At 42.9% G+C, this 9623-nt stretch carries 12 protein-coding genes; 3 read left to right on the top strand and 9 right to left on the bottom strand.

Annotation, left to right across the window (positions count from 1 at the left end; all coding sequences use genetic code 11):
- Positions 1–144 precede the first annotated feature (144 nt).
- Positions 145–399, bottom strand: coding sequence for a hypothetical protein (locus CKO50_RS14370; protein WP_095728708.1), 255 nt, complete (start codon positions 397–399; stop codon positions 145–147).
- A gap of 104 nt (positions 400–503) precedes the next feature.
- Positions 504–2714, bottom strand: coding sequence for an EAL domain-containing protein (locus CKO50_RS14365; RefSeq protein ID WP_095728707.1), 2211 nt, complete (start codon positions 2712–2714; stop codon positions 504–506).
- A gap of 220 nt (positions 2715–2934) precedes the next feature.
- On the opposite strand from CKO50_RS14365, the gene CKO50_RS14360 reads away from it, so the two are divergent.
- The 3 genes from CKO50_RS14360 to CKO50_RS24025 all read left to right on the top strand — a co-directional run bounded on the left by CKO50_RS14360 (position 2935) and on the right by CKO50_RS24025 (position 4642).
- Positions 2935–3417, top strand: a complete 483-nt coding sequence (locus CKO50_RS14360; protein ID WP_095728709.1) for a hypothetical protein — start codon at positions 2935–2937, stop codon at positions 3415–3417.
- 1 nt (position 3418) lies between these two features.
- Positions 3419–4297 carry a TIGR03899 family protein gene (locus CKO50_RS14355; protein WP_095728706.1) on the top strand — a complete coding sequence of 293 codons (879 nt, stop codon included), beginning with the start codon at positions 3419–3421 and terminating at the stop codon, positions 4295–4297.
- A gap of 192 nt (positions 4298–4489) precedes the next feature.
- A complete protein-coding gene (locus tag CKO50_RS24025; protein WP_176474673.1) occupies positions 4490–4642 on the top strand; it encodes a hypothetical protein in 153 nt (50 codons plus the stop codon).
- On the opposite strand, the gene CKO50_RS14350 is transcribed toward CKO50_RS24025, so the two are convergent.
- From CKO50_RS14350 to dusA, 7 genes are all read right to left on the bottom strand, one after another.
- Positions 4631–5392, bottom strand: a complete 762-nt coding sequence (locus tag CKO50_RS14350) for a TIGR04219 family outer membrane beta-barrel protein (RefSeq protein ID WP_095728705.1) — start codon at positions 5390–5392, stop codon at positions 4631–4633. The genes CKO50_RS24025 and CKO50_RS14350 overlap by 12 nt on opposite strands.
- A 4-nt stretch (positions 5393–5396) precedes the next feature.
- Entirely contained in the window at positions 5397–6383 is a 987-nt protein-coding gene (locus CKO50_RS14345; protein ID WP_095728704.1) for a DUF2333 family protein, read from the bottom strand.
- Between the two features lie 17 nt (positions 6384–6400).
- A complete protein-coding gene (locus CKO50_RS14340; protein ID WP_095728703.1) occupies positions 6401–6925 on the bottom strand; it encodes a copper chaperone PCu(A)C in 525 nt (174 codons plus the stop codon).
- A 95-nt stretch (positions 6926–7020) separates the two neighbouring features.
- Positions 7021–7362, bottom strand: coding sequence for a hypothetical protein (locus CKO50_RS14335; protein ID WP_095728702.1), 342 nt, complete (start codon positions 7360–7362; stop codon positions 7021–7023).
- A 22-nt stretch (positions 7363–7384) separates the two neighbouring features.
- Positions 7385–7594 carry a PspC domain-containing protein gene (locus tag CKO50_RS14330; RefSeq protein WP_095728701.1) on the bottom strand — a complete coding sequence of 70 codons (210 nt, stop codon included), beginning with the start codon at positions 7592–7594 and terminating at the stop codon, positions 7385–7387.
- A gap of 47 nt (positions 7595–7641) precedes the next feature.
- A complete protein-coding gene (locus tag CKO50_RS14325; RefSeq protein WP_095728700.1) occupies positions 7642–8298 on the bottom strand; it encodes a PspA/IM30 family protein in 657 nt (218 codons plus the stop codon).
- 179 nt (positions 8299–8477) lie between these two features.
- A complete protein-coding gene (dusA, locus tag CKO50_RS14320; protein WP_095728699.1) occupies positions 8478–9497 on the bottom strand; it encodes a tRNA dihydrouridine(20/20a) synthase DusA in 1020 nt (339 codons plus the stop codon).
- Positions 9498–9623: the final 126 nt, after the last annotated feature.

Raw genomic sequence — 9623 nt, 5'->3', positions numbered from 1 at the left:
TCTATATTCACAAAAAATCCGTAGTTAGTTGCCTAACTACGGATTGTGCATGATCATTTTGATCGGTCAACTGCTTAACTGGTCAGCATTACCCTAATGGGGCTTTTTTGTAACACGGCATTCTCATTATTCTAGAAAATTAGTCTATTGCTTACCAACTGATGACGCTTGACGTCGTAGCATCTCTTTCGCTTCTCGTTCAGCTTCTGCCTTTTGCTCCGCTGTACGGCAACGCCTTTTCGTAAATCGCGTACCTGTAATAATCTCTTGATCACAATATAGCTGCTCTCTCGGGCTGGCTTCAGCTTGAGCTATTTCAGTATCCGTTTGCGATTTAGGTTGGGTAGAGCTACAAGCACTAAGCCCTAATGCTGCGCATATCAAAAATAAATATTTCACTTCGATTCTCCTTAATTCGAGACTATACCCTGAGAAAAGCCTTCATTTCAGAAAGACACTATCCTCTAATAACAACTAATTTTCAATCAAAAATAAAACAAATGTCAACTATCGTGAAACGCATTGTTCGGACTAACCAAGAACTCCAGCAGTTTCTTTTCAGGCATTGGCTTTGCTAATAAGAATCCCTGTACCTCATCGCAGCCAAGCTTTTGTAGCACCGTCATTTGCTCTTCTGTCTCAACACCTTCCGCAATTGTTTTTAGGCCAAGATGCTGACCTAAAGAGATGACAAGATCGGCAATTGCACCGCTGTCATCATGAGGAATATCTTTGACAAAAGCACGGTCGATTTTAAGCCGTGCTAAAGGAAGTTTTTGCAAATAGCTCAAAGAAGAAAACCCAGTACCAAAGTCATCAATTGCTACCTCAACACCAAACTCTTGTAACTCTTGGAGTGTATTGATCACTGAGTTTACCTCATCCATGACCACACTTTCTGTCACTTCGAGCTCTATATGCTTAGGCTCCACATTAAACGACAAGATAGTATCCTTAACCTGCTGTGCATAGTTTGGCACCTTAAACTGCGGCACAGAGACGTTAACAGCAATGCTAAGCTCACCGAACCCCTGTTGTTGCAAAGTCGCCTGCAACTGACAAGCTTGTTCTAATACCCATTGGCCAATTTCGACAATAAGCCCTGCATTTTCCGCAAGAGGAACAAAAATCGCAGGGGAAATATAATTACCGTTTCCAGAAGGCCAACGCAGTAAAGCCTCACAGCCAATCACCTTGCGATCAGCAATAGAAAACTGAGGCTGATACCAGACCTCGAGTTTTTTCATCTCAAAATCTTGCCTGAGCTGCCTTATTAACCCTAGCTTCCAAGCCATTTTTTCTTCTAAGTCTGGGGTATACCAATCCAGTGGAATACTCGACTGTTTTGCTTGGTTAAGCGCAATATACGCAAGTTTTAAGGTTTCAATTCCTTGCGGTTGGAAGTCTTCTTGACGGCACACTCCAATATGAAAGTGCATAGTCAACAAATGTTCCCCGACATGGTAAGGAACACACAAGTTATCAATAAAAGACTCTTCATCAAACTGCGACTCTGGCATTAAAAAGCCAAACACATCCGCACCAATACGTGAGATTAAGTGGGCCTCAGGAAACTCAATACTAATTCGCTCAGCAACTCCAAGTAACAACAAGTTCCCAACTTCTTGACCTAAGCCGTTATTGATGTCAGAAAATTGAGCAATATCAACAAGAATAAAGATAAGCGACTGCTGCTGGTTAAAATAAGACTCTATTTTCTCAATAAAATTAGCACGATTAGGCAGTTTGGTAAGATTATCTTTGTAAGCAACCTCACGCAATTCATTGAATAGCTTAATATTATCCAGGCCGACACCAACGTTAGTCAGGAATATCTCGGCAAACTTCAATTGCGCTTCCGATGGCTCAGCCTCTAGCTCTAAATAAATGGCTGCCTTTTTGTTTTTGCTTTCAAGTAAGAAGGTAATATCATGCGTGGTAGATTGGTGGGATTCGGTATCAATACAGTTTTGCACTTGCATGATGACACGACCATTATCAAGCTGCTCTATACCATGGCCAAAGAATTCACGGTACTGCTCACTACCGCCAAACACCCTTAAATGCATATCATCATCTAGGTAGCCACTCACTAAGCCCTCGCCTGACGCATCTAAAATATTTGCCAATTGGGCAACGACCGCTGCTGCAAAGGAGCCCATATCGGTATGACCGAGTATGGCGCGAGAAGCTGAAAGGATCTGCTCTAGGGCATGGCTTTGCGCTTCAAGCTCACAAATTTGTTGATAAGAACGGATAGCGGTAAGTAAAGAAGTAACCAGTTTGCTGCGGGTGAGTTCGGTCTTCATCTTATAATCGTTAATGTCGAACTCGCGGATGACCTTTTCTTCTGGCGCGTAACCAGGCTGACCTGTACGCATAATAATACGTACTGCCATATTTTTGATCTCTTCGCGCACTCGGCGCACGACATTAAGGCCCGCGTCGTCGGTTTCCATTACCACATCGAGTAATAAAATACTGATATTATTTTGTTCTTTTAAAACCTCAATGGCTTCTTTGCCTGAATAGGCGTGAAAAAACCTGAGCTTTTTGCCCCAAAACTCTAAATTAGACAGCGCAAGTTTAGTAACAGAATGGATCTCAGGATCATCATCAACGACTAAGACATCCCAAAAAGCACTTGTCGTTTCTTCTTCTTGAGTAACTTCCTCGTGCTCTGCAAACAAATAATCTTCTTGCTCAGGTGCCATGTTTTACCCTTTAAATCCGCACTACTCTTTAATTATAGGCACTGATTCACTCCAGTGTTTACCATCTTACAAAATATGGTACATTTTTACTATTACAGTTCTGTTTGATTAACATACATGAAATATTATAGTCGAGCATAGAACAAAATAGATGATTTAGCATACTTTTTACCAAAGAGGATTCTGTATCAAACGTTTATCTACTCCTATTAGAATGCTGATGATTTTGGCACTTGTCATTGTGATTGCTGGTTTAGCGATGCCACACCATTATAAGGTGGTAAAAAGCACTGACATTTCTGCAAATAACACAACACTTTCTCCTTTGGTATTATCGCATTGGCCAGCATTGTTTAATTGGCAAACAGCTGAAGAAATCCATTTTCGTATTTTGCCAAAAAAGCAACGAGTGGGCAGCTCAGCAGTGTTAGTGCATCCTTGGGGAGAAGCAGAAATGACCATCACCAAAATCAACGAACAGAGCTTGGAGCTGTCACTATATTTAGACGATGAACATTTAGCCAAAATTAGCCTTAATTTGTTTACCGTTCAGGCCGATAAACAACTGACCATCACGATTGAAGGAAGAGCCAATACACCCTTTATTGGCAGTTTTATCGCACTTTTTATGCAGCAGTATTTACCGCAAGTAACCAATTCTGCGGTGAATCATATGCATACACTGTATAAACTACGAGCTTGATATGGCAGTCAAAAATGCACAAGTAAAATCAGCCTTAGCGCTTTCGATTGAAGAAAAGCTCGGCTACCCCATGGTGAAACGGATCGCACCGCTTGTCACTCAAAATGACCGTTATCAGTCTGATAAGGATAAAGACACCCAATACACGGTGCGAACTGAGCACGGCACACTAAAACGCGCTCTAAAGCGCCAACAATTAATCAAAATCCAACGCCAGCAAAATCTTGAGGGCATTATGGGAATGGCGCTTACCTTATGCCCCGAGGTTACCGCCCGAGGTCGCCCCGATCCCGATTGGTTGGAACACTTCATCACCCTTGCAGAAGACATTGCCAATCACTCTATGCAAAAGTTGTGGGCAAAGATATTAGTGGGTGAAAGTATTACACCCGGCACTTTTTCAATTAAAAGTCTGCAAACTCTAAAAATGATGACCCAACGTGAAGCAACCGCTTTACAAAGATGTGCACCACTGTGCGGCTACTTAGAAAAAGAAGATAGCTACCTTATCCTTCATGGCTACTATAAAAAGCCGTCTATTTTTGATTTACTGCGTAAAGGCAGCACCGAATCCATCAACTTAAGCCAGGCAGGGCTGAACTTCCCAAATATACTTACGCTGATGGACATTAACATCCTTTATCGACAAGAAATTGAGTCCGCATCACTACAAAAAGGACAATCGATGCAGCTGGTGTATTTGCGTAAAAAAATGACCTTAACGGCCAAATCCAATGACTTGGTGCTGAGCTATTACAAGTTGACGCAAACCGGAGACGAGCTAAAAAAATTACTCCAAAACCCAATCAATAAACAATACAAGCAACTTGTAGAAAAAGCCTTTGAAAGCGAATTTTCTCTCGAGTGGGAAGATAGATAAGGAAGTTGTTCTATTTAACCTGAGGTTTGGATAAGGAATGTTCCAACTCATTGTTGCTAAAGCACAACTTAGTTTTCTCCTTATCTAGCCAGAGAGTTTTAGGGAAAACACCGCTTCCGCGTCCAGCTCTCGCTAAGGTACCTACATCCTGTAGGCAAGGCGAATTTACGCACCAATAGCTGGCTATTGGAAGTGAATTCAACGCAGTTAGCGCTAAAACTGGCTGCTAGAAAGGCATTAATTATCCGCAGCTCAGGTTATTTACTCAATACAAACCAAAACGGCTTGGCCGATCACTCGCACCAAGCCGCTAAAGGAGTAAACTACACTATCTTAGAAATGTAGTTGGATCCCTGCGAATGGACCAGAGACATCCAAGTCAGTGTAGATATCATCGATATCATCTAGCTCAAGTACCATAGAGCGGTAACCCACTTTTACCGCAACATCGACAGCCATATTGTCGATAAACTCATAAGCGATACCAATTTGATAATCTTGGATTTTGCTGTCATCAATTGCAAGCATGCTGCCTTCGGCAAAAACACTTAGCCCTGTCAGTGGTAAACCCACCTCACCGCGCAAATAACCTAGAGGAACAAAGCCTGAGAATTCAACTTCTTCTGTGCGTGTTTGACCATTTGCAGTACCAGTTACCATGATAGAACCATCAAACTGCTTAAAGTTCACACCAAAGTCTAACGTCAACAAGTCATTGTCTAGCACTTCGTAATACAATGTGTAGTCGATGTGGTTTAGATCTGCGTTTGTTGTCGCGTCAGTACCGACCGTATAAACTTGACCACCAAAGTCAAAAGACTCAGTTAACGTCGCTTGACCATTTAACTCAAGCTCGGTATAGCGTAACTTGATATTTGGCACTAACGGTACTGGGTGCTCAAGTGCAGCATAGAAACTCGTAAAAGTTTCATCGTCAAAGTTAAAGGTTTGCATATTGCCTTTTTCAGCAAAGCTCCCTTCGCTTTCGGTATCCCACCCTTCTGCACCGACATAAAGCCCGAGTACCGTATCTGCATGTGCAGCAGGCGCTAAGCAAGCGAGAGATAATGCCGCTGCTAAGAAGTGTTTTTTCATGATGTTATCCTTGCGCTAAAAGTTCACTAAGTTCGATGAGAGCCGCATTAGCTCGCGAAATATAATTTGCCATAACCAGAGAATGGTTCGCTACTAAACCAAAGCCACTGCCATTTAATACCATAGGGCTCCACACCGTCTCTTGAGTCGCCTCTAACTCTCTGATGATCTGCTGTAGGCTGATAAGTGCATTTTTCTTTTCAAGCACAGGCCCAAAGTCATGCTCTACCGCTTTCATATAGTGCAGTAACGCCCACGTGGCACCTCTGGCTTCATAAAACACATCATCAATCTGCCACCAAGAGGTTTTCACCATATTATGGCTTGGCGTCATGGTTGCTTGATCAGCTGCCGAATCCCCAGCTAAATCGGTATTTAATCTGTCTTGCCCTACGCTCGCACTTAATCTTTGGCTTAAGCTGCCCATGCGCTTTTCGGCCTCTTTTAGCCAAGCTCTCAAGTTATCAGCACGCGCATAAAACTGACTGTCGCGGTTACTGTTATCAGAAATTTGAGTCAAATACTGACGTAGTAAATCATTACCTTTTTGATATTCACCTTCAGCACTTGGCCACATCCACGCTGTTGAACTGATATTAAACTGTGGCTGAGCTAGCTTTAAACTTGGGTGCTCTGTCGATTGAGATTGTGAACGACTAAAGTCTTTACGCATCGAAAGTGTAAGATCTCGAGTCATCTCAAGCACACCGTACTCCCAAGCAGGCATGTTATCCATCATTACGCTTGGTGGCATCATGTCGTTCGACAAGTAACCACCTGGCTTATTTAAAAGCGTATCCGTCACTTTAATCAAGGTATGTGTCGTTACATATCCAGTGACCAATGTATTGCCATTTTTCTGCGCATCCGCTTTTGCAGCCGCGACGACGTCAAACTGTTCTGGTTCCACACTCCAATATACGGCTATAACATAACCCAGAAGTATGACAGCGATAATGCCAGAGATGATTTTTCCTGTATGATTTCCCATTTAATACCTCACTGTTTTTAGTGATGAGAGTGATGTCCTGCGTTTGATTTTTCTTTGCCACCAAGCATATCTGCAAGTGTAACGACTTCCGCCATTGTGAAGATCCTATCGCCATCAGCAAAATATAGCGTAAGCTTACGCTTCTCACCGACTTTTAATGTTTCTATTGGTTCAAATACCATTAAGTGATAACCACCAGGCTGAAATGTCACTGATTTACCCGCAGGGATCGCGAGCTCGTCAACACGTTGCATTTTCATCATGTCTTCTTTATGCACATGCTCATGAATTTCAACACGCTTAACGCCTTCGAGCGCAGCCTTAACCAACACTTTATTTTGCTGCGTTGGATTTTCAATAACGAGATAGCCTGCAGTTGAAGGCGCTGCAGGTAAAAATGCACGCACGGTTGCGTTGTGAACAGAAAGTTGCTCCGAACCATGATGATGTTCACCATGCTCATGCCCTTGATGAGCTGAAGCGTTAAAGCCGATAAAAGTTGATAAAGCAAAAATTAAGGTTTTGATTACACTTGATTTCATGTTGGCTTTCCTTGGATTTATAACTGCAAATAACTATATCACAGATCCCAATTTAGCGTGTTTTTTATCTCCTACCGCCAACAAAAACCCACTGCTCAAACTTTTGCTTGAGCAGATTTGTCTACCACTAACCACACAATTGCAATAATACAGATGAGTGGAAATAGCACTATCAGCGAATTAAATAGCAATGTCATTACTAGCCCAATGAACACAATAAGGAGCAACCCTAAAACACCCGCGCTCAAGAGTGCTCCTAGCACCACCAGCGCTACAATTGCAAATAGCAACGTGAGTATTTCAAAGCCAAACCAACCTAGGTCAAATCCCATATCGAGTTGCAGATCGCTGATGTCTAACCATATTAGTGGCAGCGACACCCAAGATAGCACCAATAAAAATACCAGCGCTAATAATATACCGGCCACGACTTTCATAGTGCCTACCTCGTCGCCGTACTTAGTTTTCGTATTGCGCTTTTGGCATTGCAAACCAAGCGACGCCATACGCTAGCATTACAAACATTGGAAACTTAAAAAACAGCAATACCGTTAGTAAACGCGTTAACCAAATTGGCATATCAAAACGTTGTGCGAGTTGTGCACATACGCCACCAATTTTCTTTGAACTATTCATTTGAGACAGTGTTGATTGATATCTATTTTTCATCTTTATCCCCTTTCGCTGTGATTGCTCAGTCGTTGCTGTGGGCGAGCCTAGCTCGCCATTTTTTGCTTCAGTTGGGCTAATTCATCGTCGATTTGTTGTTGCTTTTGCTCATCTTCAAAGCACTGACATACATCGGGCTGCCCTAAGTCATAAGATTCGACTTCAGCTTCAAGGCGCGCCACCTTACGCTCTAACTCGTCGAACTTGCGCGTTGCAGAGCGCATGTCGTCACTATTCAGCGTTTGTTTGATGGTTAACCTTGCCTTACCAGTTTCCAAGTGGCGCGACATGGCCTTTTCTTTTGCCTTTAATTGCTGAATTTTGCTTTGCAACTTGTCCGCATCTGCGCTGAGTTTTTCAAGTGCAGGCGTTAGGTCATCAATTTTTTGCTGTGCATCATGTGCTTTTTCGGTTTCTCGCTGTTTTTGCTCAAGGGCTGAGCGGGCAAGATCTTCACGACCTTTTTCAAGGGCGTGTTCGGCTTTGCTTTGCCACGTTGCCGCAGCTTTATTTGCTTGCTCAACTTGACGCTGCACTACTTTTTGTTGGCAAATAAGCTCAGCTGCCGTTGCACGACAATCAGATAGCGCTTCTTCTAAATCACGCACTAACTGAGTTGCCATTTTTTGTGGGTCTTCGGCTTTATCTAGTAATGCGTTAAGTTCCGCTTTGATAAGATCTTCAATTCTGTTGATGATGGTCATTGTTCGGCTCCTTTTATAATATAGTTAGACTATTCCAAGAGCCGTGCCAAAAATAAAAACAAAATTAAATCATTGAGTTAAGGTTTTTCGAAAAGAAAAATAGATTTATTGAGAGACATTAAATAGTGAAAAAGACGATAAAATCGTCTTTTTCACACATAGGATTGAAGCAATATATTTTACACTTCAGGTACAAAAGACAGCGCCTTCTCCATCACCTCTATGCCAGCCTCTTTTTTGTGACCATTTTCTGATAAGTGACGACGGAATCCTCTCGCTCCGGGCTGATTTTGAAAAATACCCAACATGTGACGCGCAATATGCCAGAAGTTCGCGCCATTTGACATTTCACTTTCAAAGTAGTCATACATGCTTCTTACCACCTGATGACGTGTTTGCGTAAACGCAGCCTCGCCATACAATAGCTCATCAACCTGCGACAACATAAACGGGTTGCTATAAGCCTCACGACCAACCATTACACCGTCAAGGTGAACCAAATGATGCTGACATTCCTCAAGAGTTTTAACACCACCATTAATACTGATATGCAGATCTGGATAGTCTTTCTTCAATTGATAAACGCGAGGATAATCGAGCGGTGGAACCTCACGGTTTTCTTTCGGGCTTAAGCCTTGCAACCATGCTTTACGGGCATGAATGATAAAGTCATCACAGCCCACCGCCTGCGAGGCTTCAATCAACGCCGTAAGAAACTCATAAGAGTCTTGTTCATCAATACCAATGCGCGTTTTTACCGTTACCGGAATATTCACTTCTGCCTTCATCGCCGCCACACAATCAGCAACGAGCTGAGGCTCAGCCATTAAACACGCCCCAAACCGACCATTTTGCACGCGATCTGACGGGCAACCCACATTTAGGTTTACCTCACTGTAGCCATATTCCTCAGCACGCTTAGCACACTCTGCCAACGCCTTAGGATCAGAGCCACCCAACTGCAACGCCACTGGTAACTCATGCGCACCAAACGCCAAATAATCCCCTTTACCAAAAATAATCGCACCTGTGGTGATCATTTCAGTATAAAGCACCGCATGTTTAGTCAGCTTACGGTGAAAGGTTCTGCAATGGCGATCAGTCCAATCGAGCATGGGTGCAACGCTAAAGCGGCGAAAGGCATCAACACAGTGGTTAGGTGTTTGTGGCTCAAAGGGTGGAGTAGGTTGTTGGCTCATGGTATGACTTTCTCAATCAGGTTTACTATCAATGACCTGTACTAGTTATGTCTATAGCAGTACATAGCTCAAATAGGTGATTGCGTAGTATACCGCAGCTTCTAATACTTCGTTAAGTATAGACAG

The organism is Pseudoalteromonas sp. HM-SA03, from assembly GCF_002289345.1.
Lineage (GTDB): Bacteria > Pseudomonadota > Gammaproteobacteria > Enterobacterales > Alteromonadaceae > Pseudoalteromonas.
This window is presented reverse-complemented; position numbering and strand designations above follow the sequence as displayed.